Genomic DNA, 22,913 nt, shown 5'->3' with positions numbered 1-22,913 from the left:
ATAATTTAAAGTTTATAAACTTAGGAAAAACAACACAATAAACAGAGTTGAATTTGATATTATTTAATTGATTAACGATTGTTAATTTATCACAACTGAATTAGTTACTGAAGCTTTATATTTTCTGCATCCCATTCGTGAGAAACATTATTATATTTAAGTATATAAGGCTTAGTATCTATGGAATCTAGCGTTATATCCGCTCTCATTTCATCATGAGACGAAATAATTTCATTATAGCCAAAATGAGCATAATATGGTTGATAATTTTTAAACCTGATGGTTATGAACTTATCTTTAGTAATATTCGGCATCAGCTTTATTAAATCATCAAGATTATTTAGCTTTAAATCTTTTATCTCAAAAATTTGCAGTCTATAAACATTTTTATAATCTTTAGTAAAAAATGTTGGGATAGAACTAAAGCTGCTACCGGACTGAACGGAAGCTATGGCTAGAGATTTAAGCGGAATACCTGATTTGTTACTAAAATAATCATCTACTTCAAAAAATATAGCACCGCCAAAATTTATCATTCTACTGATTTTATTATTATTGACGTTATATAAATTTACTGTTTGCTCAAGCTTTTTTCCATCACGGAATATAGTAAGTTTCGTAACAGCGTTTTTAGAATTATCCATTTCTCTATCGAACATTGCTAAATTACCGCCTAGCTCTTTATCATTAATAGCCCAAATAATATCACCGGCTTTTAAGACTTTTTCGGCAGGTGAACCGGCTAAAACTGTCTTAATGCTTATAACTCTATTTCTGCTATCAGGAAATTTCTTTATATATTTATCCATTTCCTCCTTGGGGAAATTATTATGTCTAACAGCTTTATTTAAAGAATATAAATCACTTATTATTCCTATATGTTGCCTTGTTGGCTCTTTATTATTTTTTAAGCTTTCTAAAGTGCGGATTACATAATCGCCGTGCAACGCTAAAGAGTGGGTCTTACCACCGCCATATAATACGCCTATAGCCTCAATCTTATCATTAAGCACTGGTGAACCACTAGCACCACCGGTAACATTTAAATTAATTATATAAGTACCTTGCGGCATCATACCATCAATATTATATAGATCAGACAAATATCCAGTATGGAAAGAAAAGCCTTGTGCCTCGGTATTACCGACTACAAAAACTTTCTGGTTTAATTTTGGAGACTCGCTAGAAAATGGTATTTCCATTGCGGAGTCAGGTATATCGTTACTTACTACCTTTAAAACGGCATAATCTTGCCAAATATCATAATATATTAATTTTGCTTCAGCTTGCTCACCATTATAAAAGGTAACAAAATAAGTACCGATTGAGCTAAGCCCAATAACGTGAGTATTAGTAACTATATAACCATTTTTCTTATCATTAATAAATCCGGTTCCTGTCCAGCTATTTGTATCTTCATAAGCTGATACGGCAATCCTAGTATCAATCGTTACAATCGCTTTCTTAGCTTTTTCAAATATGCTACTACTTATTTCCGACGATGCTAAAACTATATTATTTAATAAAAATAGATTAACGATAAATAAAATTTTTGGTAAAATTAATAATTTTTTCATTCCCACCTCTTGTAAAATCATTAGATCAGCACTATATCAAATAAAAAGCAATAAACAAAATAAAAAATTAATAGAGGATTTATGGGAAAAGTAATAGGTATAGATCTTGGAACCACCAACTCTTGCATTGCAGTGATGGAAGGTAAGGAGCCAAAAGTAATAGAAAACTCTGAAGGTGAGCGAACTACGCCATCGATTATAGCTTTTGCAAATGGTGAAAAATTAGTTGGTCAGTCCGCTAAAAGACAGGCTGTAACTAATCCACGTAATACTGTGTATACAGTAAAGAGATTAATCGGTAGAAATTTTACCGATCCGATGGTTAAAAAAGATCAAGAAATAGTGCCGTATAATATAGTTAAAGCTGATAACGGTGATGCATGGGTTGAAGTTGAAGGAAAAAAATATTCACCTAGCCAAATTAGTGCTTTTATCTTACAAAAAATGAAAGAGTCAGCTGAAAATTATTTAGGTGAAAAAGTAACACAAGCTGTTATTACTGTGCCTGCTTATTTTAATGATGCACAACGTCAAGCAACAAAAGACGCTGGTAAAATCGCAGGGCTTGAGGTTCTTCGAATAATCAACGAACCAACTGCAGCAGCTCTTGCTTATGGTTTTGATAAATCAGCAAGCAAAACTATTGCAGTTTATGACCTTGGCGGCGGAACATTCGACGTTTCAATTCTTGAGATTGGTGATGGTGTTTTTGAAGTAAAATCAACTAACGGCGATACATTCCTTGGTGGTGAAGATTTTGATACAAGAATATTAGAGCATTTAATAAATACTTTCAAAAAAGAAAGCGGCATTGATTTACGTAACGACCCGCTGGCACTTCAGCGTTTAAAAGAGGCAGCCGAGAAAGCTAAGAAAGAATTATCATCTGCATTAACCACTGATATTAATTTGCCTTATATAACAGCTGATAATAGCGGTCCAAAACATTTAAATATTAAATTTACTAGAGCAGAACTTGAAAAATTAGTAGATGATTTAATTGAGAAAACCATAGAACCTTGCCGTAAAGCTTTAAAGGATGCAGGCTTAAAAGCTTCTGATATTCAGGAAGTAGTGCTAGTTGGCGGTATGACAAGAATGCCAAAAGTACAAGAAGCGGTGGAAAAATTCTTCGGGCGTGCACCACATAAAGGCGTGAATCCTGATGAGGTTGTAGCTCTTGGTGCAGCTATTCAAGGCGGTGTATTAAATAAAGAAGTAACTGATATATTATTACTAGACGTTACACCTCTATCTCTTGGTATCGAAACCCTAGGCGGCGTATTTACAAGATTAATTGATCGTAATACCACAATTCCAAGTAAGAAAAGCCAAGTATTTTCTACTGCCGATGATAATCAGCACGCAGTAACTATTAGGGTATTCCAAGGTGAGCGTGAAATGGCAAAAGATAATAAGATGCTTGGGCAGTTTAATTTAGAAGGAATCCCTCCTGCTCCACGTGGCGTGCCGCAAATAGAAGTGACTTTTGACATTGATGCAAACGGCATAGTGCATGTTTCGGCTAAAGATAAGGCTAGCGGTAAAGAGCAGAGAGTAACAATACAGGCTTCCGGCGGTCTTAACGATGCTGAAATAGAGCAAATGGTTAAAGATGCTGAGAAAAACGCTGATGAGGATAAAAAACGTAAAGAGCTTATTGAAGCCCAAAATGCTGCTAATAGCTTAGTTTATTCTACTGAAAAAACCTTAACAGATTATAGTGATAAATTATCGTCTGAAGATAAAGGAGGGGTAGAAGAAGCCTTATCTGCTTTAAAAGCTGTTTTAGATTCAGAAGATGCTGCATTAATTAAAGAAAAAACAGAAAGCTTAACCGCTGCTAGTATGAAAATTGGCGAAGCAATGTATAAAGCACAAAGCGATGCTGGTGCTGCAGATAGTGCTTCTGAAGAAAATACTACTAGCAACGAAAAAGTAGTAGACGCAGACTTTGAAGATGTAGAGAAGAAGTAAAGTAAAACGTCATTGCGAGGAGCGTAGCTTTGTTGCAATCTCATTAAACATCCTGAGATTGCGTACGTACAATTACTTTGTAATTTCCTCGCAATGACGTTTTATTAGTTATATATAGCCCCAAACAACCATATAATATAATTTCATGTCACAAGATTATTATCAAATCCTTGGAGTTAGCAAAACAGCAAGTAGTGCTGATCTTAAAAAAGCCTATCATAAGCTAGCTAAACAATATCACCCTGACAATGCAGCAGCTGGAGATACAAACACTGAGAAAAAATTCAAAGAAATAAATGCTGCTTATGAAGTTTTAAAAGACGAGCAGAAAAGAGCCGCTTATGACCGATTTGGACATGATGCTTTCCAAAATCAACAAGCAAGAGGCGGAGCTAGCAGTCAAGGCGGTCATCCTTTCGGTGCTGATATCAACGATATATTCGGTGATTTCTTTAGCGACTTTATGGGAGGCGGTAGAAGAAAACCTACCTCAAGCAAGGTTAGAGGCTCTGATTTAAAATATAATCTTACGATTAATTTAGAAGAAGCGTTTCACGGCATAGAGAAGAATATCAGTTTTTCCAGTGAAGTAAAATGCGATACTTGTCATGGTAGTGGTTCTGAAAAAGGTGAAACTGCAACTACTTGCGATGCTTGCGGCGGCGTAGGTGCAACTAGAGTTCAGCAAGGCTTTTTTATGATTGAACAAACTTGTCATAAGTGCCAAGGTAATGGTCAAATCATCAAGAACCCTTGTAAAAAATGTCATGGCTTAGGGCGTTACCATAAGCAGCGAAATTTATCGGTGAATATTCCCGCAGGTGTTAAAAATGGCACTCGAATAAGACATCCAGGCGAAGGTGAAGCAGGTATTAGAGGCGGCAATAATGGCGATTTATATGTTGATATTGCAATAAAACCTCATGATATTTATAAGGTAGATGGAGCAAATTTACATTGCAAATTACCTATTAGTTTTGTAAATGCAGCCCTTGGAGGCGAAGTAGCGGTGCCGGTAATTGAAGGCGGCAAAGTTAATTTAACCATTCCGGCAGGCACACAAAACGGTGATCAGCTAAGATTACGCGGCAAAGGTATGTCTAAAATAAGATCAACTATTAGAGACGATATGCTTGCACATGTGCATGTTGAAGTGCCTAAAAATTTATCAAAAAGACAAAAAGAATTATTAGAAGAGTTAAGAAAAGAATCTATAAATGAAAAAGAAAATGATGGCAGCTTTTTTGATAAAATGAAAAGTTTATGGTCATAAAATTAAGCTTAACTTTTCTCTAGAAATAAAACCTCTGATGTTATAAGATATCTTATATATTATTCCATTCTAGCGTGAGGCTTGCCCTGCGTGGATCGTTTTCCCCCTGTCATCCCGTGATTTATTCATGGGATCCAGTTAAAAATATCAATAATATTGATATTTTTAGTTACTATTGTAGTCAAACAACTAGATGACACTTAGGGTGTTTTTCGACCCACGCAGGCAAGCCTCCACAAGAATGACTCTAAACAATATTATACATGCGAGGTTTTTTATGCCTTACAAAAACAAATACCGACCTATAGCTTAATGCGATAAGATAGTGACTTAGAGTATGAGTTAGATTATACTAAATGAAAAACTTATGGCAAAGGCATATTCATACGATTTAAGAATACGAGTAATAAAAAGTTTAACAGATGGTAAAACAATAAAAGAGACTTCTGAGATATACTCTATTAGTAGGAAGACTATAATAGAATGGAAAAAATTAAAGAAACAAACCGGCGATATCAAAGCAAAAAGTGGTTATCATACAGGACATCGTAGAATAATAAGAGACATAGAAGGATTTAAAAAATTTATAGAATTAAATTTTGATAAAACCACCATGGAACTAGCTAACAACTGGAGTCAAAAAGTATCTGCAAGTACGATATCAAGATTGCTTAATAAATTAGGTTATAGTTATAAAAAAAACTTTTCTTCATCCCAAAAGAGATGTTGGTCTAAGGAATGAGTTTATATTGAAACTAAAAACTATAGACAAACAAGATTTAGTATTTATCGATGAATCTGGGATAGAAGATAATAGCTGTAGAGAACACGGGTGGAGCATTATCGGTCAAAGATGTTATGGTGAAAGGGTCTATCAACATAAATCACGGATTAGTATGATTGCTGGGGTGTCTGCCAAAGATATTATTGCCCCAATAATATTTGATGGGACATGTAATAAGGACATTTTTGAAACTTATGTACAAGAGATATTGATCAAAGAGTTAAAGCCTGGTCAGATAGTAGTAATGGATAATATTAATTTTCATAAAAGTACAAAAGTGAAAACGTTAATTGAATCTGTTGGTTGCAGTATTTTATTTTTACCAACTTACTCTCCTGATTTAAATCCTATTGAGCATTACTGGTTTAAAATCAAGAACGAAATAAGAAAAACTGTTTCTAATTTTGAGCACTTTTTTGATGCGGTTTACTATGCTCTTGAAAAAGTCACTACCTTATCGCATTAAGCTATACCTGATTCAGTCAAAAATCACCTCCCAAAACATGCTCAAGATATTTATCGTGAAGCTTTTAATCATGCGCTTGAACAATATGAATCTCCTAAAAAAAGACGTGGTAATGATTCTAGAGAAACTGTTGCACATAAAGTAGCATGGTCAGCTGTAGAAAAGAAATATCATAAGGGCGATTGGGTGAGTCATTAGATTTTAAATTATTTTTTTCAGAGTCCCATAGTAATATTTTAGATTAAATTCAATCATGCAAAGAAAAAAAGAAGAATATTCAAAATTAATCTATAACTCTTCCTTAATTTTTAAAATTAAAAAAGTAGCACTTCCTACTTTTAAAATTTTTCAACAAGAAATAACTAAGAAATATCCTAATATTTCTATTAAAATTGATACTCAAACTATAATAAAAGAGATGGTTGACTCATTTTCAAACGCTTTGTCTTCTTTATTTAAAGAAGATGATATAAAGTTTAATAATTTACATTATGCCGGAGGATATGTTTTAGGTTTTTTTCATCTGATTTATGGACTTATTGGAAAGGTGAATATCTCTATCCTAAAATTCCAGAATATCAAAACCTAATGTTTTTAAGATCAATGTATCTTTATAGTAAAACTGATTATATGTTTAACTATAGTAAATTAAGTTGAGGTTTGAGTATAGGGATGATATATATAAAGGAAAATGCCAAGATCATATAGTCAAGATTTTAGAAAAAGAGTTATAGGATATGTAGAAAGAGGTAATAGCTGCAATAGCACTGCGATAAGATTTGAAATAGCAGCAAACACAGTAAGGAATTGGTATAAGAGATATAAGTCCGAAGGACATTATTTAGCAAGAAGAATAGGAGGCAAAAAAGGACGGGTAACAAGTCAAGATGTTGAGTTGTACGTGAGTTCTAATCCTAATTTCACATTATTAGAAATGGGTACGTATTTTAATATGAGTTCTGTGGGTGCGTATTATTGGTTAAAGCAACTAGGTTTTAGCTATAAAAAAAAGACTTTTCCTACTTGGAAGCAAGTCAAGAAAAGCGAGATAAGTACCAAGAGGTCATAAAAGATACACCAATAGAACATCTTGTATATATTGATGAAAGTGGTATTGAGATAAATATCTGCAAAGATAGAGGATGGGGCAAAAAAAGCGAAAAACTTATTGGTAAAAAAAGCGGTAAATATTACAACAGAACAAATATCATAGCTGGTTATGTTAATAAAGAGTGTATAGCACCGATGATATTTAATGGAACATGTAATAGACAATTATTTGAAAGTTGGGTTGGAGAATTTTTAATAAAAGAGCTAAAACCTGGACAAGTTGTAGTGATGGATAACGCTGCTTTCCATAAGTCTCAAAGGACCAAAGAACTAATAGAATCAGTAGGTTGTAGGATAATATTCTTACCACCTTACTCCCCTGATCTAAATCCAATAGAGAAATTTTGGGCCAATATGAAGCGATGGATTAAAGCTACAATTACTCAATTTGATCAATTATATAATGCTTTAATTCAATTCTTTAATACGCAAACTTCAACTTAATTTACCATATCAATATACTGATAAAATACAAAGAATCTATAATTATTTTACTCAATCCGATCAGAGTAATATTATCCATGCGAATGATTCTAAGGACAACCTAGTGTCATTAGAAGATTTTAAAAAGCAAAAAAACTTATACTAATCAAAAATTTGCTGATTCGCTTACTAACTATTTAGAAAATTTACTTTTGTAAGAACATTATAAAGCTTTTGATAAAATTAATATAAATGATAACTTAAGCAGCATATGCAACCTTTTTGAAAGGGATGAAATAATGGAATTAATTAGTTCTATTAAATCATCAAATTGAACCGACTAGTATACTCGTTTTATTTGAAAAATTGGCTATGTCGTCTTTGTAAATCCTTTCGATGCTCACGTACCTTTGTACGCTCCGCTCCTCGGCTTACAGACTCCATGCTCTTTTCCAAATAAATTCGTCTACCAAACTTTTCATTTATTAGCAGTATATCCTGAATTGAGCAGATAGCTAGTTGTTCGTCAGTTTGCCTATTAGTTATAAGCGTTTGTCTTGATGCCTGTTGCCAAATCCAATTGAGTTTAATTATGTAGGATTGTTAATAATTCGTCTTGTGTTTACGGTGCCAATGTGGGGATTTGAACCCCAGACCTACGCATTACGAATGCGCCGCTCTACCAGCTGAGCTACATCGGCAAAAATTTAAAATAAGAAAATTATTTTGAAAGTATCATTATGGAAGTACTAGGCTCTGTAAAGGAAAATTAATTTAATTTTTTGGTATTACTAACTAATTATAGATATCGTCATAAGCTATACGACTGCAAGAATCACGGCAATCCAGGAAAAATAATAAAAATACTATGTATTTTACTAGATTGCTTCATCAAAACTTATAGTTTTTCCTTGCAATGACGATATCTATAATTAGTTAGTAATACCAATTTTTCTTCACGAAACTAACAATGCGTCCTTAATATAGTTTTCGCATGGCATTATTGTGGTTCGTTTTCATAGCTGTACTATACCGTGGCAGCATGTTGTATGGTTTCGATGTCATTCCCGCATAAGGCTTGTCTGCGTAGATCAAAAAACGTGGTCGTGTCATCTAGTTGCTTGGGAACTAAATCCAGAAAAACAACTAAAAATATCAATATTATTGATATTTTTCACTGAATTCCGTAAATAAATCACGGTAGGCATTGCCTGCGTGGATCGAAAAATGTCCTATATGTCATTCTTAGCTAAAAGCAGGAATCTAGCATAAAGCAAGATAACCTACGCTTTTAATTTTAAAAATTTGCTGCTTTTATGTTTTTTTCCTGGATTCCTGCGATCAACGGAAGGCATTGTTGCGTGGATCGAAAAACACCCTCGGTGTCATACCGCGGCTTGTCCACGGTATCCAGAAAATAATAAAAAATACTAATTTTATTAGTATTTTTAACTGGATCCCGTGAATAAATCACGGGATGACAGAAAGAAATGATCCATGCGGGCAATGCTCCCGCGGGAATGACATATAAGGTCACCTACACCCGAAAAAAATATAACATTTTTTTAAAGCTCTCCGGTACTATTGGTCAAGCAACTAGATGACCAAAGGAAAAGCTGCTTCACGCAAACACAACGACCGTTTTAGAATGACATTTTACACTTTTTTCAGCTATGCAATAAAGCATAAAGCAAATTAGATTATAATACCACTAAAGATGTGTAGAAAATCTTAAATGGAAATGCTGCGTATCGTCGTATTTCTTCTTCTTAACCGCAAAACCCCAGTCCATTCTAATTGGTACAAAGCGTGTTACCCAAATAAACCCGAAACCAACTGAAGCTCTAAGTGATTTATCATTATAGATACCATTTGGGCTTTGATATTTCGCTTTATTTAATCCTACTCCCCATAAGCTTCCTAAATCCATAAATACCGCACCAGTTAAATTAAATTCTTCAGGTACTGGAGTTGGAAAGTTAAGTTCAGTAGAAAATGTATAATATCTTTTACCGCCTAAACCTTCATTAGTAACTTTTTCACGTGGTCCAACACCACCACTAGCAAAACCTCTTAAGCTATAATCACCTAAATTAAAGCGATCTGAAATTCTAATAACTCGTCCGCCAAGTGCTGCAATATCACCTCCAGAAGCAGATAGTTTTAAAGTAAGCTTATTTTGTATGAAAGATTTATAATATTTACCATCAACTTCATGTTTCAGATATTTATTATCACCTCCAATACCCGCATATTCTTGACTAACGCTTACTAAATAACCATTCTTCGCAATAATTTTACTATCTCTTTGATCATAAGCAATGGTGTGACCAATAGCAGAAGTAATAAACTTACCCATTTGTTCCTGTAAAAATATCGAGCTTGATGGAGATGGAGCACTCAAGGTATCACGTTTAATTAAATAATCTATTTCGTGACTTAAATCTTCCTTGATTTCATAACCTAAGGAAGTTTTACCACCTACAGAATGTTGTCTATATTTTTGATCTGTGTTAGAAAGTACACTCTGACCACGACCACTTTTATTGATAAAACCACTTACTCCTAAAGATAAATCACGATCTAAGAAATGTGGATCTGTAATACCACCATAATAGCTGGCAGTATTTTTACTCACTTGCACACCAGCATTAAGTATTTTACCTGTACCTACTAAGTTACGCTCTAAGAAAGAGAAGCGACCAAATACACCGCCTGTGGTGTTATATCCTAAATCAAAACCAACAGAAGAAGTAGATTTTTCATCAACCTCAACATTTAAGTCATATTTATCTTTAGTTTTCGCTTGAGCAAAAGTAATTCCTATCTTCTCAAAATAATCTAAATTTCTAAGATTACGTTCTCCTTTTTCAATATAAGAGCGGTTAAGTATGTCATCTTCTTCAGACTTAAACTCTCTTCTTATGACATGATCTTCAGTTTTAAGATTATTAATAATATTAATTTTATTGATATAAATCTTATCGGCTTTCTCTATAATAAATTTAATATTAATAGTACGATCAGGATTTTTTACAATATCAGGATAAACATTTACCGCTGGATAGCCTGCTGCTGTAAAATATTCTCCAATTTTATCAGCAATATTTTTAACTGTTTTCATATTGAAAACACTGCCTTGCTTAATATTGACAATCTTATTAACAGGAGTTATATCGATATTGGTTAATTTGCTCTCTATAGTAACATCACCAAAATTATATTTTTCTCCCTCTTCAAGAGAATATGTAAGAACGAAATATTCTTTAGTATTATTTAATTCAGCCGATACTGAAATTACTCTAAAATCTGCAAAACCCACTGATTGATAGAATTCTTTTAATAATTCTTTATCATATTCAATACAATCAGGTTCATAAGTATCATTACTATCTAAGAAACGAAACCAACGAGATTCTTTAGTTAAAACAATCGATTTAAGCTCTGAATCGCTATAATTCTCATTACCACTAAAATAAATATATTTAATACCGGTTTTTGGTCCTTCTGCGATATCAAAAATAACCTTAACTCTATAATTTTCTAAATCTTCAATTTTAGGCGTTACTATAGTAGCAAAACGCCCGCTACGTTTATAAATTTCTGATATTTTTTTTACATCTAATTCAATTTTAGCTTGGCTTAAAGACTCACCTGCAATTGTATAAATCTCTTTAGATAGCATATTAGCTTTTATTTTAGAGTTACCTCTAAACACTACGCTACTTATAAATGGAGTTTCAGTAACGCTAACAATTAAATTACCATCACTTGACATATTCATTTTGATGTTTCTAAAAAGTGAAGTAGCATATAAACGCTTTATTGCTTCGTCTTCTTTTACACTATTATAACTTTCTCCCGCTTTTAGCTTTAAATAGCTCTCAATAGTAGAGCGTTCAATTCTATGATTACCTTCTATAGTTATTTTACGAATAACTGAGTCTGCTAGGGAAATGTTATAATAAAAAATTGTTACTGTTAAAATTGCTAATTTAATAATTGACCTGATTATCACCTAAAACCTTCTTATAAGATTATTTAAAATTTTTACGTTAAACGTACACTATAGTAAATTATATTATCTAGAGCAAGTAAATCTACCCACTTAAGAGAATAAATTTTTTATATCGTTAGAAAAAGAAATTACAGTTAGAAAAATTATTATCATTATTCCTATTTGTAATAAAATATTTCTAGCTTTGATATTCGGTAATTTACCCGTCACGGCTTCATATAATATGAATACTAAATGACCACCATCAAGTACTGGTATAGGTAGTAGGTTAAGTAGTCCTAAATTTACTGAAAGCATTGCTATAAATAGTAAATACATCTCTATACTATGTTCTAAAGTTCTCCCTGATTCTTTTGCAATAGCTACCGGACCTCCTATTTCGCTTACTGATCGCTTTCCTACAATCATTTGTGATGCTGCTTTTAAAGTTACAGCCGATATATCTATAGTATCAGATATAGCCTCTGATAAGCTCGATAATATACCTACTTTAGTATGAACTGGTTCATTTTTAGCCATAATACCAATACGCAGTATTTTTCTAGCTTTTTCTACCACTACTTCTTCAGGCATTATACTAGCAGTAAATTCTTCACCTTTTCGCTCTATTAATAAAGTAGAAGAATTTAAACCGCCAATTAGTATTTCTTTTTGTACATCACTAAAATCTTTAACTAATTTATTATTAACTTTAATAATCCTATCACCCTCTCGTAAATTAGCTTTTTCTGCTGGTGATTCAGCTATTACCTCTCCTATTACAGGCTGAATTTCTACTTTACCAAGGCAAAAATAAAATCCGGCAAATATTATTATGGCAAGTAAATAATTAATTAAAGGTCCTGCTGCAACTATTAAAAAACGCTCAAAACAGGATTTAGCATAAAACGTTACTTTTTCATTTATTTCTTGCATTTTATCCATAATGTTTCGATCATAACCATAAATCTTAACATATCCCCCAAGGGGCAATAAACAAATTTTCCACCTAACCCCTTTTGAGTCTGTAATACCGATTAAATCTTTGCCGAAGCCTATCGAAAATTCTTCGATTTTTACATTAAAGAATCTTGCAACTGCATAATGCCCTAGCTCGTGGATAAACACCAAGATACTAATTGTTATAATAAATCCGACTATAGATAACATAATTTTTTATTATTAATATGTAGGTAGACAAAGTTTAATTTGGAAAAGAGAAAGGAGTCCATAAGTGCTAGGCACGAAGCATATACTTAATACACAAGTACCGCAGTACTTACAGAATGACGTGGTCAATTTTCCAAATTAAACGAGTATACAAATAAGTAGTTTTAAAGTATAGTATACTAAATTTAAAACTTTATTTCTTTTTATGAGTTCAAATAAAATCAATAAGAAGTCGATTGCACGTATTGCAGCAATACAAGCTATATATCAACATATGTTACGGAACAATGACAATATAGATGATATAATAGAAAATGTACTTTCTTTTTATCGCAACGATACTTCTATGACTGATTCACCAGTAAAAATATCACTAACTATAAGTCATTTTAAAATGTTGGTAAAGTTGGTATTTGAAAATATTGATAAAATAGATGAAATTATAAGTAATCATCTGGTAAATGATAAAAACCAAAATCATATACCTATTTTGCTACAAGCTTTATTACGCAGTGGTATATGTGAATTATTATTTTTTCCAGATATACCTGCTAAAGTAGTAATTAATGAATACACAGATATAGCAAATGATATGCTAAATGATCACGAAATAGGCTTTGTTAATTCTGTATTAGATAAAATAGCACACGAAAATAAAAGATTTTATGACAAATAATTTAAGCGGCTATAGGAATAAGTTTGTTAGAGTTAAAACTTCTAAAAAACGTACTGTTTCTTCTAGTAACTGGCTAAAGCGTCAGCTAAATGATCCTTATGTTGCAAAAGCACGTATTGAAGGCTTTAGATCAAGAGCTGCATATAAACTTCTTGAAATTCATGAAAAATTTAAAATTTTTACCCCAAATATGAAAGTAGTAGATTTAGGAGCAGCCCCAGGAGGATGGAGTCAAGTAGCTTCTAAACTTATTAAAGCCACTGATGGTAATTTAAAAAATAAAATAATTTCAGTTGATTTACTTGAAATTGAGCCAATTCCTGGAGTAGAGTCTTTTCAAAAAGATTTCTTTGAAAAAGATACTGAAGAATTGATTATACAAGCTTTAAAAGGCAAAGCTGATATAGTACTGAGTGACATGGCATCAAATACTATAGGTCATAAAGCTACCGATCATATAAGAACTTTACTTTTATGCGAGCAAGCTTTTGAGTTTGCTTTAAAAGTCTTAAACCCTTCCGGTCATTTTATTGCCAAAATCTTTCGTGGCGGAGCTGAAAATGAGCTTTTAAATAAAGTTAAACGTGAATTTTCTACCGTCAAACATTTCAAACCATCATCTAGTCGCAAAGAATCAACAGAAATTTACTTAGTTGCTTTAAATAAGAAATAAATTATTAACAATATTTAACTTAATAATTGACATTTATTTACTTATACTTTATGGTAGTTTTTACTCAAACTTTGAAAACCATGAAATATGGTAATTTAACTTAACAATGGAGAGAGTTAATGTTTTCTAAAATGTTTAATTATTTTGCTAGTAGCAGTGAAACACACCTTTATAATACTCAAGAATCAGCTATAAATTGTGGTCAGCATTTTGCTGAAGCAGCAGGTTATGCCGTAAAAACTTTACCACAAATTCTTTTAGGCCTTATTACTTTTAAAGAAATATCTGGGTCAGTAATGACAGGATATGCTTTTGGGTTTGCTTTACCAGAATTTGCAAAGGTAATAGTAAAAAGCCTTGCTAGTACAATATTTTTCCATCCTACAGCTAGTATGGTGGGTACTGTAGCGGTTACAGTAGCTGCTAATTCGGAAAATGTAATAGAGTGCATAAAAAATACTGCTCATGCATTATATGATGCAGGATCTACAGTTTATGAAGGTGCTTTATGTGCAGTAAACGGAGCAGCTGCAGCTGCAACTTTTGTTTATGATAATGTTTATAGCACCGACGTGCAATTATCAGGAAATGCTATAGAAGCTGTATTATAAGTTTTCTATCAATTAAGTAAGGTAAAATTAAAGTTTCTTTACCTTACTTAATAATTCCTCTCGCCCTTTCTTCAAAAGCTGTAATCATTTTTTCGGTTACTTTAATAAAATAGCTACCAACTAATTTCTCAAGCATTCTAGACTTCATTTCGAAATTAATAAAAAATTTTAGCTCAGTCCCTATAGGATGAGAAGTAAATTGCCAAGTACTTTTTAAATACTTAAAAGGACCCGAAATAGCCAACGTATTAATCAAATATTCTTTATCATCTATTATTTTATTAGTAACATGAGAACGATAACTTTCTGAAAAACCTTTCAGCTGAATCACAAGATCCGCAATGACTTCCTCGCTATTTTCTGAAATCACTCTGCTAGCTACACACCAAGGTAGAAATTTAGGATAAGATTTTATATCCCAAACTAAATTAAATAATTCTTGAGGTTTATAAGGTAAGATTTTTGTTTGTTCGAATGATGGCATTATAAAGTTCTTTTCTTTTAAAATAACAATTTTATACCACTTTTAAAAGAAAAGAGTAAAAGGAAATGATGACATAAATTTTAGAAAAAAATATTAATTGACTAATATTTTTTTTCTTGGTGGGATATATACAGTTTCATCATCTTCTGCATGTGAAATTTTTTCCAAAAGACCAATAAAACGTCCCTTATTAGGCACTAGTTTTACTATTGCCCAACCTTCTTCTATTGCTTGTTTTATTCGCTCTATATCAGCTTTGTGTTCTGAAAAAGATATAAATTTTTGTGTCTGATTTTCCATCTTGATCAATTAATATGTTAATAAAAATTAATAGTATAATAAATTTTTCTTAATAAATCAAATTAATTTTATTATTAGTTTGATTATAAATGAAATAAGAGCATGTTATTATGATTTAGTCAAGATAATCTAGTTGAAAATTAAAAGTTGCAGCATTAATTTTGTATTGTAATCAAATTTTATTGACTTTTGATCGAAAAAACCCTAAATATTTACATCTAAAATTAGAATTAGCAAAGATTATAAAAAAATATATTACTGACTATTATACTCTTAATTAGTAAGAATATATTCGCAAGGGAACAAATATCTAATCTTGTTACACCTGTTAGCTATTTTATAAATCATACATCACAAGTAAAAAAGATTAAAAGTAACTTAATCAAATAACCAAAGTTTTTCAAAAGAATTTTTAAATTGTATCACCTCGGATAAGGCTCATTTAGATGATGATATTTATAATATTTCCAAATTTGCTTTAATCACTAATATTGAGCCAAATGAAGATAACCCCACATTTGAAATATATTATGTTATAGCTGAGAAATATTAAAAATTAATGGATATACTAATAATTAAAGAATCTATTGACCAAGTTGCTAATAACTATATAAGTTCTGTACTTTCAAGCGTGGTAAAGTCACGCATTTTTAGGAACGCTAAAACAATATTAGGTAATATGGATATAATTACAAAAAACGCAGAAAAGTATATGACGAAATTTTATTTTTATTACATTAATATCATAATAGTAGCAAAATAAAGCATGTAATTAAACTTTTTATATAACTTTACATTTAAAAATTGACTTTTAGTAGAAAAACTATAAAATTTTTCCCTAAAATAGATGCACTGTTGTATGATTTTGGTTTTTCCTTTATCATTAAAGGATTTGGACGGCTTTGTTAAAAAACATCTATATCATTTTTAACTAGATTTTATTGCATGAATCAGTAGAGAAATGCGTCATACCATGACAATATTGCGTTATGATACCCAATCATCATGGGCTTGGCGAACAAAATGAGTCAATCCAGTCAAATATAATGTCATCTAATTGCTTGAGCAACCTTGTTGCATGATTCTAAAAAAGTTTTTATACATTCTTAGCAACGACGGAAAACAATTAAATAACATCTAGGATGCTTTTCTATCCACATAACAACAATGCACTAAAATAGATAAAGGTATTTAGTGAAACATACTATTATTAAGATAGTTTCTTGTATTATAGCATTTTGATTTTTCTTATTTTTAATATTTCAACCTATTATTGTTTAATATATTATCAGAAAAAAGAATATAAAGTGTTACTCAAAGCTTATGCAAGTAGTATATCAAGTTTACTTACACAAGACCTAGAGAATGCTCTTAATAGCTCTATACCAAATAAAGAATTCTTCCTATTTAAAGGTTTTGAAGTTATTCCCAAATTCAAGACTACTGTAAATTTAATTATAGTAAGTGCCGATTCTATAAAAGTAAGAAATAAAAAAGAAGAATACATATTTAATCTACACAAATTAAAAGAGATCATAAATAAAATATTTCCCCCTTTCATAATTTATAAATTAAGCTTGAATAATTACGACATATTTTCTGAAAGAATAACCATAGAAGATTATCTGACTGAAAGTAAACTTATAGAAGCAAATAACATTTTAAATTTAAAATTAGGTATTAAGAAAGATTCAAAATTTTATTTAGATGGAACATATTTATTACGGAGAAATATGTTAATTTGTATTATCAGCTCATTTTTAGTTCTTTCAATATTAGTATCTATATATTTTAAAATATATAATACCTTGCAACAAAATTTTAGGGTTTTACATCAAGAAATATATGAAGAAACAGAAATAAATACAGCATTGATAAATAACAATAAAGCCGATCATGACTTAAGAAAGCTTTTTATAAAAAAATTAACAGAAATATATTTAAAACAAGAATTAGGAGATACATACAATCCAAATGATTTTCCTTTTAAAAATCAACTTTTTCCTATAAACCTGACTGATTTGTCCCTTACTAAAATTAATATTGAAAATTTAATCAAGCTATTACAAGAATATTTTGCTCCTTATTTCGCTAAAATTGGTATTAGAACTACTAACGATATAAAAGACATTGAAATTAATTGCTCTCTTGAAGTTTTTTATCAATTAATATTTAGCTTGGTATTTAACTTGGTAAAATTTATAGATAGACAAAGCAATATTCCTCAAATAATTAAGATAGATTTTAACCAAGATAAAATTACTATTACTAACGATTGTTTTTCATTAGATGAAAGGAAAATGATTAAATTATCTGATATTATAATAGAAGAATATACAGATCTTTTTATTTTAAATTGCTATAAGATATTTAAATCGTTAAATGAACATAAATTTAAATATAATATCTTCTCGCATGATGACTCACACTTAATAGAAATAGTGTATCCTCCATTAAATAACTCTAATTTAAATACAGGGAAGATATTAGATTTCACTAAATATTTAAACAATAAAAACTAAATATCATATTGAATATTTTTCTTGGACACGCTGATGTAATATCCATTCAATAATTTTATTATCAATAGATTCATCAGGTGTAGGGCGGTAGTAATTAAATACTTCATTTAAGATTTGAGAAAATTCTGTTCAGAAACTATTAGATTTAATTTTTTTATTGTTTTTATTATCTCAGGCAATATTTTTTGAAATAAGATATAATCATCTTGACCAAGATAATCATTAACTTTAATATTAGGATTATATAAATCTTTAATTGAAACACCTAAAGTATCAGCTATTGTTTGTAGAATTTCCGCAGAAGGTTTTCTAGATATACCTTTAACAATATTATAAACACTATTTTTCTTTATAGCTTAATGCGATAAGATAGTGACTTAGAGTATGAGTTAGATTATACTAAATGAAAAACTTATGGCAAAGGCATATTCATACGATTTAAGAATACGAGTAATAAAAAGTTTAACAGATGGTAAAACAATAAAAGAGACTTCTGAGATATACTCTATTAGTAGGAAGACTATAATAGAATGGAAAAAATTAAAGAAACAAACCGGCGATATCAAAGCAAAAAGTGGTTATCATACAGGACATCGTAGAATAATAAGAGACATAGAAGGATTTAAAAAATTTATAGAATTAAATTTTGATAAAACCACCATGGAACTAGCTAACAACTGGAGTCAAAAAGTATCTGCAAGTACGATATCAAGATTGCTTAATAAATTAGGTTATAGTTATAAAAAAAACTTTTCTTCATCCCAAAAGAGATGTTGGTCTAAGGAATGAGTTTATATTGAAACTAAAAACTATAGACAAACAAGATTTAGTATTTATCGATGAATCTGGGATAGAAGATAATAGCTGTAGAGAACACGGGTGGAGCATTATCGGTCAAAGATGTTATGGTGAAAGGGGCTATCAATATAAATCACGGATTAGTATGATTGCTGGGGTGTCTGCCAAAGATATTATTGCCCCAATAATATTTGATGGGACATGTAATAAGGACATTTTTGAAACTTATGTACAAGAGATATTGATCAAAGAGTTAAAGCCTGGTCAGATAGTAGTAATGGATAATATTAATTTTCATAAAAGTACAAAAGTGAAAACGTTAATTGAATCTGTTGGTTGCAGTATTTTATTTTTACCAACTTACTCTCCTGATTTAAATCCTATTGAGCATTACTGGTTTAAAATCAAGAACGAAATAAGAAAAACTGTTTATAATTTTGAGCACTTTTTTGATGCGGTTTACTATGCTCTTGAAAAAGTCACTACCTTATCGCATTAAGCTATAACTCTGCCTTTCTCTCAAGTTCTGTAATTTGAATATTACGTTCCTTTATGAATTTATATAAATTCTTTTGCAATACTGTATCTGACATGAGTTTCAAATTATAGTTGTATTTTTATAACAAATTAAAATTTTCTTTGTAAAAATTAAAGAAATATTATAGTTGATATTTTATTTTAAACGTGGTTATTATAATTACATGTATATAATTAAGAAACATTATTGCTAAACCATAATCAGTTTAAATAAGTAAAAGCTAGCAACAACTTATCTTATAAATCCATATAAATTGATTATAAAACTAACAATACTATCCAGTTGAATACAAATGTAATATAAAAACATAAATTCATTATTTTTAAATATATTTTAGTCTTTGAAAAAAGCAAGAAGATAATCATACCCAAATATACCCTAGGTATAAATATATTGCATTTTGTTACGAGAATATAGAAAAACAGAATATCTATATATCAAAATTCACCTCAACTTAATTACTCACTATTTTTTTATGCCTTAGTAATTTAAGCTCTTACTTTAAAGGCACCAAATATAGACAATAAGGAGAATATTTTTGTGAATTCTATAAGAAATAATTTTCTTGGGGTTGGAAAAAATATAGACATAAATTTAAAAAATATTTTTAGACAAGTAAATGAAACAACCGAAATATTTAATACATTTCTTATAGATAAAAATTTTACTGATGAGTGGGATGATGAAGATGATTTTGATTATGGTGTATGGATAGAAGTTCCATTAATAGAATTAAAAGAAATCTAAATCAATATATTATCATGTCACTAGTTAATTTAATTTTTAAAGTAAATTTTTGAAAATTCCTTATACGTTAATGATAATTAATAATATAATTTAGTTAAACTATATTATTTAATTATGTCAAACGATAATTCTCAGGTTACCCCTCCTCTTTCTAAGCAACAATTATTTGCTTTTTTTGGTATGGTTGTCGGTATGTTTATGTCAGTGCTTGATATCCAAATTGTTGCAAGCTCATTATCCGTAATAGCAGCAGGACTTGCCGCTTCAAGTGATGAACTTTCTTGGGTTCAAACCTCTTATTTAATAGCTGAGGTTATCATAATTCCGATTACGGGATTCTTAGCAAGATTACTTTCCACTAGAATCTCTTACTTTGTTGCAGCTCTTGGGTTTACGATTATGAGCGTATTATGCTCACTTGCAACGAATATTGAATCAATGATTATCTTTAGAGCGTTACAAGGATTTTTTGGCGGTGCTATGATACCAACAGTTTTTAGCACTGTTTTTATAATTTTTCCGCCATCACAACGTCCTAAAATTACTATATTAATTGGGCTTGTTGTAACTGTTGCACCAACTTTAGGTCCAACACTTGGAGGGTATATTACAGAAATTTTATCATGGCATTTTATGTTTTTGCTGAATGTTATACCTGGTATTTTTGTATGTAGCGTAGTTTTTTTATATGGTCATTTTGACAAACCAAATTACAATTTACTGAAAAATTTTGATTTCCTTGGCATAGCTATTATGGCTTTGACTCTTGGTTTACTACAATACGTTTTAGAGGAAGGTAATAAAAAAGGCTGGCTTGAGGATAATTTAATATTATTTTTAAGTATTGCTGTAGCCTTAGGCTTTATTTTATTAATAATCAGAGAACTAACTTTTATAAACCCAATTTTAGATTTAAAAACATTTCTCTATAAAGATTTTACGTTTGGCTGTCTCTATTCTTTTGTTATGGGTATAGGATTATATGGAGCAGTATATATATTACCATTATTCTTATTTACCATAGCAGGTTATGATACTCTGCAAATTGGTGCTACTATGATGGTAACGGGAATAGCACAATTTTTATCAGCACCACTAGCTGGAAGAATGCTAGGAGCGGGCGTAGATTTACGGCTAATGCTGATTATAGGGCTTGGAGGTTTTGCCCTTGGATGTCACCTAAATAGCTTTCTGACACCTGATTCTAAATTTGCCGAATTTATATTACCACAATTCGTTAGAGGGCTTTCTTTGATGTTTTGTTTTATACCAACGAATAACATAGCTCTTGGCAATATGCCAAGGGATAAAGTAGGGAATGCAAGCGGTCTTTATAACCTCACTCGTAACCTTGGAGGAGCAGTAGGACTAGCAGTAATTAGTACTATACTAACTAATGATACTAAAATTTTTATGCAATATCTATCGGAAAACATCCCCTCCACTTCTATAATTGCAATGGAGCAATTAGATTCATACAACGCATTATTAAGCGGAAAAGTATTTAATCCAGAAAAAGCCTCATATTTATTATTGGCTAATAAAATAAATATGGATGCATTTGTAATTGCAATAAATAATATATTTAATATGATAGCGTTATTATTTATACTTATAATGTTGCTAATTCCTTTTACTTCAAATATCAAGCTATCAGGAAACACCAATGCCCACTAAAATTTCAATTATATTATATTTTACTTGGTTATTTTGGGAAATATGTAAGTCAGCTTTTTCAGTTATTAAAATAATTTGGCAAAGGAATATAGTTATAGAACCGGTTTTTGAATGGGTTGACGCAGAAGGATTAGAAGATATAGGTGAAATAATATATGGCAACTCAATTATTTTAACTCCTGGTACAGTGACGTTAGATATAAATAATAATATGTTATTAGTTCATGCACTCGATAAATCATCAATTGATGATTTACATAATGGTAAAATGATTAAAAGAATTTTGAGGATATGACATCAAATTTAAAATATAAACGGGTTTTGTTGAAAGTTTCAGGTGAAGCTTTAATGGGCGATAAGCAATTTGGTCATGATTATGATACAATAAAAAAGATTGCCGGAGATATTAAAGAGCTTATTGATTTAGGTGTAGAAGTTGCCATCGTAGTTGGCGGCGGAAATATTTATCGTGGAATTAATGCAGCATTGGTTGGTATGGATAGAGCATCAGCAGATTATATAGGTATGCTTGCAACTGTTATTAATGCTTTAACACTGCAAAATGTTATGGAAAGCCTAAACATCTATACAAGAGTTTTATCGGCTATTCCTATGATGAGCGTATGTGAACCTTATATTCGCCGCAGAGCTAAGAGACATATGGAAAAAAAACGAGTAGTAATTTTTGCTGGTGGTACTGGTAATCCATTTTGTACAACCGATAGTGCAGCAGTACTACGTGCAATAGAAATGAATTGTGATGTTTTGCTAAAAGCAACGCAAGTTGATGGTGTATATGATTCTGATCCGAAAAAAAATCCGAATGCTAAAAAATATTTCACTATTAACTATAAAGATGTTATAACTAACAACCTGCAAGTTATGGACATAGCAGCCATAGCAGTTGCTAGAGAAAATAACTTACCGATAAAGGTATTTTCAATAAAAGAAAAAGGTAATATTGCCAAAGTAGTTCAAGGGCAAGGTGAATATACATTAATCGAGGGATAATGTTTATCTTTTAAAAATTATTTTTTCATTTTATCGGGGATTCGTATCCTCACCTATTAGTATAGGCTGCGAGTAGTCACCCCTCAAAATAAAATCTAA

General features: G+C 30.8%; 22 protein-coding genes and 1 tRNA gene. 16 read left to right on the top strand and 7 right to left on the bottom strand.

The annotated features are described in order from the left end of the window. Positions 1–104: 104 nt before the first annotated feature. Entirely contained in the window at positions 105–1,598 is a 1,494-nt protein-coding gene (locus tag ACICQC_RS07835; RefSeq protein WP_395476596.1) for a S1C family serine protease, read from the bottom strand. 60 nt (positions 1,599–1,658) lie between these two features. On the opposite strand from ACICQC_RS07835, the gene dnaK reads away from it, so the two are divergent. The 7 genes from dnaK (at position 1,659) to ACICQC_RS07800 (ending at position 7,631) form a co-directional block, all read left to right on the top strand. Then, the gene (dnaK, locus tag ACICQC_RS07830; protein ID WP_395476595.1) at positions 1,659–3,554 is read left to right on the top strand and encodes a molecular chaperone DnaK; all 1,896 of its coding nucleotides are present in this window, start codon (positions 1,659–1,661) and stop codon (positions 3,552–3,554) included. Positions 3,555–3,699: 145 nt separating this feature from the next. Then, entirely contained in the window at positions 3,700–4,827 is a 1,128-nt protein-coding gene (dnaJ, locus tag ACICQC_RS07825) for a molecular chaperone DnaJ (RefSeq protein ID WP_395476594.1), read from the top strand. A 367-nt stretch (positions 4,828–5,194) separates the two neighbouring features. Then, positions 5,195–6,077 (top strand): IS630 family transposase gene (locus ACICQC_RS07820; RefSeq protein WP_395476242.1). Its coding sequence is split into 2 segments (ribosomal slippage): positions 5,195–5,521 and positions 5,523–6,077, totalling 882 coding nucleotides; the frame shifts between segments, so codons are not numbered across the junction. 3 nt (positions 6,078–6,080) lie between these two features. Further along, positions 6,081–6,275 carry a ChaB family protein gene (locus ACICQC_RS07815; protein WP_395477688.1) on the top strand — a complete coding sequence of 65 codons (195 nt, stop codon included), beginning with the start codon at positions 6,081–6,083 and terminating at the stop codon, positions 6,273–6,275. Between the two features lie 55 nt (positions 6,276–6,330). Further along, entirely contained in the window at positions 6,331–6,666 is a 336-nt protein-coding gene (locus tag ACICQC_RS07810) for a hypothetical protein (protein WP_395476593.1), read from the top strand. 102 nt (positions 6,667–6,768) lie between these two features. Next, on the top strand, positions 6,769–7,146 hold the full coding sequence (locus tag ACICQC_RS07805) for an IS630 transposase-related protein (protein ID WP_395476240.1): 378 nt from the start codon (positions 6,769–6,771) through the stop codon (positions 7,144–7,146). Further along, on the top strand, positions 7,101–7,631 hold the full coding sequence (locus ACICQC_RS07800; RefSeq protein WP_395476342.1) for an IS630 family transposase: 531 nt from the start codon (positions 7,101–7,103) through the stop codon (positions 7,629–7,631). Before ACICQC_RS07805 ends, ACICQC_RS07800 begins: the two co-directional genes overlap by 46 nt. A gap of 607 nt (positions 7,632–8,238) precedes the next feature. On the opposite strand, the gene ACICQC_RS07790 is transcribed toward ACICQC_RS07800, so the two are convergent. The 3 genes from ACICQC_RS07790 to rseP all read right to left on the bottom strand — a co-directional run bounded on the left by ACICQC_RS07790 (position 8,239) and on the right by rseP (position 12,777). Next, positions 8,239–8,311: transfer RNA gene (locus ACICQC_RS07790), tRNA-Thr, on the bottom strand. A 1,010-nt stretch (positions 8,312–9,321) separates the two neighbouring features. After that, complete coding sequence (gene bamA / locus ACICQC_RS07780) at positions 9,322–11,628, bottom strand: outer membrane protein assembly factor BamA (RefSeq protein ID WP_395476591.1); 2,307 nt, start codon at positions 11,626–11,628, stop codon at positions 9,322–9,324. 90 nt (positions 11,629–11,718) lie between these two features. Continuing rightward, positions 11,719–12,777 carry an RIP metalloprotease RseP gene (gene rseP, locus ACICQC_RS07775; RefSeq protein ID WP_395476590.1) on the bottom strand — a complete coding sequence of 353 codons (1,059 nt, stop codon included), beginning with the start codon at positions 12,775–12,777 and terminating at the stop codon, positions 11,719–11,721. Positions 12,778–12,982: 205 nt separating this feature from the next. Between rseP and nusB the strand changes: the two genes are divergently transcribed. The 3 genes from nusB (at position 12,983) to ACICQC_RS07760 (ending at position 14,737) form a co-directional block, all read left to right on the top strand. Continuing rightward, complete coding sequence (gene nusB / locus ACICQC_RS07770) at positions 12,983–13,453, top strand: transcription antitermination factor NusB (RefSeq protein ID WP_395476589.1); 471 nt, start codon at positions 12,983–12,985, stop codon at positions 13,451–13,453. Next, the gene (locus ACICQC_RS07765; protein ID WP_395476588.1) at positions 13,443–14,126 is read left to right on the top strand and encodes an RlmE family RNA methyltransferase; all 684 of its coding nucleotides are present in this window, start codon (positions 13,443–13,445) and stop codon (positions 14,124–14,126) included. The genes nusB and ACICQC_RS07765 overlap by 11 nt, the downstream gene beginning before the upstream one ends. Before the next feature lie 119 nt (positions 14,127–14,245). Further along, complete coding sequence (locus ACICQC_RS07760; RefSeq protein WP_395476587.1) at positions 14,246–14,737, top strand: hypothetical protein; 492 nt, start codon at positions 14,246–14,248, stop codon at positions 14,735–14,737. A 43-nt stretch (positions 14,738–14,780) separates the two neighbouring features. On the opposite strand, the gene ACICQC_RS07755 is transcribed toward ACICQC_RS07760, so the two are convergent. Continuing rightward, complete coding sequence (locus ACICQC_RS07755) at positions 14,781–15,221, bottom strand: type II toxin-antitoxin system RatA family toxin (RefSeq protein ID WP_395476586.1); 441 nt, start codon at positions 15,219–15,221, stop codon at positions 14,781–14,783. A 93-nt stretch (positions 15,222–15,314) separates the two neighbouring features. Beyond that, positions 15,315–15,521 carry a DUF2674 domain-containing protein gene (locus ACICQC_RS07750; RefSeq protein ID WP_341792573.1) on the bottom strand — a complete coding sequence of 69 codons (207 nt, stop codon included), beginning with the start codon at positions 15,519–15,521 and terminating at the stop codon, positions 15,315–15,317. Positions 15,522–16,828: 1,307 nt separating this feature from the next. Between ACICQC_RS07750 and ACICQC_RS07745 the strand changes: the two genes are divergently transcribed. Next, positions 16,829–18,043, top strand: a complete 1,215-nt coding sequence (locus ACICQC_RS07745; RefSeq protein WP_395476585.1) for a hypothetical protein — start codon at positions 16,829–16,831, stop codon at positions 18,041–18,043. 107 nt (positions 18,044–18,150) lie between these two features. Here ACICQC_RS07745 and ACICQC_RS07740 read toward each other — a convergent pair whose 3' ends face one another. Next, a complete protein-coding gene (locus tag ACICQC_RS07740; RefSeq protein ID WP_395477687.1) occupies positions 18,151–18,360 on the bottom strand; it encodes a hypothetical protein in 210 nt (69 codons plus the stop codon). A 97-nt stretch (positions 18,361–18,457) separates the two neighbouring features. On the opposite strand from ACICQC_RS07740, the gene ACICQC_RS07735 reads away from it, so the two are divergent. From ACICQC_RS07735 to pyrH, 5 genes are all read left to right on the top strand, one after another. Continuing rightward, positions 18,458–19,340 (top strand): IS630 family transposase gene (locus ACICQC_RS07735; RefSeq protein ID WP_395476584.1). Its coding sequence is split into 2 segments (ribosomal slippage): positions 18,458–18,784 and positions 18,786–19,340, totalling 882 coding nucleotides; the frame shifts between segments, so codons are not numbered across the junction. 579 nt (positions 19,341–19,919) lie between these two features. Beyond that, a complete protein-coding gene (locus ACICQC_RS07730; protein ID WP_395476583.1) occupies positions 19,920–20,126 on the top strand; it encodes a hypothetical protein in 207 nt (68 codons plus the stop codon). Between the two features lie 114 nt (positions 20,127–20,240). Beyond that, complete coding sequence (locus ACICQC_RS07725) at positions 20,241–21,803, top strand: DHA2 family efflux MFS transporter permease subunit (RefSeq protein ID WP_395476582.1); 1,563 nt, start codon at positions 20,241–20,243, stop codon at positions 21,801–21,803. Then, positions 21,793–22,098, top strand: coding sequence for a Na+/H+ antiporter subunit E (locus ACICQC_RS07720; RefSeq protein WP_395476581.1), 306 nt, complete (start codon positions 21,793–21,795; stop codon positions 22,096–22,098). Before ACICQC_RS07725 ends, ACICQC_RS07720 begins: the two co-directional genes overlap by 11 nt. Further along, positions 22,095–22,814, top strand: a complete 720-nt coding sequence (gene pyrH / locus ACICQC_RS07715) for a UMP kinase (protein ID WP_395476580.1) — start codon at positions 22,095–22,097, stop codon at positions 22,812–22,814. The genes ACICQC_RS07720 and pyrH overlap by 4 nt, the downstream gene beginning before the upstream one ends. The last annotated feature ends 99 nt before the right edge of the window (positions 22,815–22,913 follow it).

Source organism: Rickettsia endosymbiont of Pantilius tunicatus, assembly GCF_964291875.1.
In the GTDB taxonomy this organism is placed as follows: domain Bacteria; phylum Pseudomonadota; class Alphaproteobacteria; order Rickettsiales; family Rickettsiaceae; genus Rickettsia.
Note: the sequence above shows the minus strand (reverse complement) of the source record. Positions and strands in the feature narration are given on the sequence as shown.

Bases quoted from the DNA above. Each gene is read 5' to 3' on its own strand.
- ACICQC_RS07835 (WP_395476596.1), bottom strand. From the start codon at position 1,598: ATGATTTTACAAGAGGTGGGAATGAAAAAATTATTAATTTTACCAAAA.
- dnaK (WP_395476595.1), top strand. From the start codon at position 1,659: ATGGGAAAAGTAATAGGTATAGATCTTGGAACCACCAACTCTTGCATT.
- dnaJ (WP_395476594.1), top strand. From the start codon at position 3,700: ATGTCACAAGATTATTATCAAATCCTTGGAGTTAGCAAAACAGCAAGT.
- ACICQC_RS07810 (WP_395476593.1), top strand. From the start codon at position 6,331: ATGCAAAGAAAAAAAGAAGAATATTCAAAATTAATCTATAACTCTTCC.
- ACICQC_RS07805 (WP_395476240.1), top strand. From the start codon at position 6,769: ATGCCAAGATCATATAGTCAAGATTTTAGAAAAAGAGTTATAGGATAT.
- rseP (WP_395476590.1), bottom strand. From the start codon at position 12,777: ATGTTATCTATAGTCGGATTTATTATAACAATTAGTATCTTGGTGTTT.
- nusB (WP_395476589.1), top strand. From the start codon at position 12,983: ATGAGTTCAAATAAAATCAATAAGAAGTCGATTGCACGTATTGCAGCA.
- ACICQC_RS07765 (WP_395476588.1), top strand. From the start codon at position 13,443: ATGACAAATAATTTAAGCGGCTATAGGAATAAGTTTGTTAGAGTTAAA.
- ACICQC_RS07760 (WP_395476587.1), top strand. From the start codon at position 14,246: ATGTTTTCTAAAATGTTTAATTATTTTGCTAGTAGCAGTGAAACACAC.
- ACICQC_RS07755 (WP_395476586.1), bottom strand. From the start codon at position 15,221: ATGCCATCATTCGAACAAACAAAAATCTTACCTTATAAACCTCAAGAA.
- ACICQC_RS07750 (WP_341792573.1), bottom strand. From the start codon at position 15,521: ATGGAAAATCAGACACAAAAATTTATATCTTTTTCAGAACACAAAGCT.
- ACICQC_RS07725 (WP_395476582.1), top strand. From the start codon at position 20,241: ATGTCAAACGATAATTCTCAGGTTACCCCTCCTCTTTCTAAGCAACAA.
- ACICQC_RS07720 (WP_395476581.1), top strand. From the start codon at position 21,793: ATGCCCACTAAAATTTCAATTATATTATATTTTACTTGGTTATTTTGG.
- pyrH (WP_395476580.1), top strand. From the start codon at position 22,095: ATGACATCAAATTTAAAATATAAACGGGTTTTGTTGAAAGTTTCAGGT.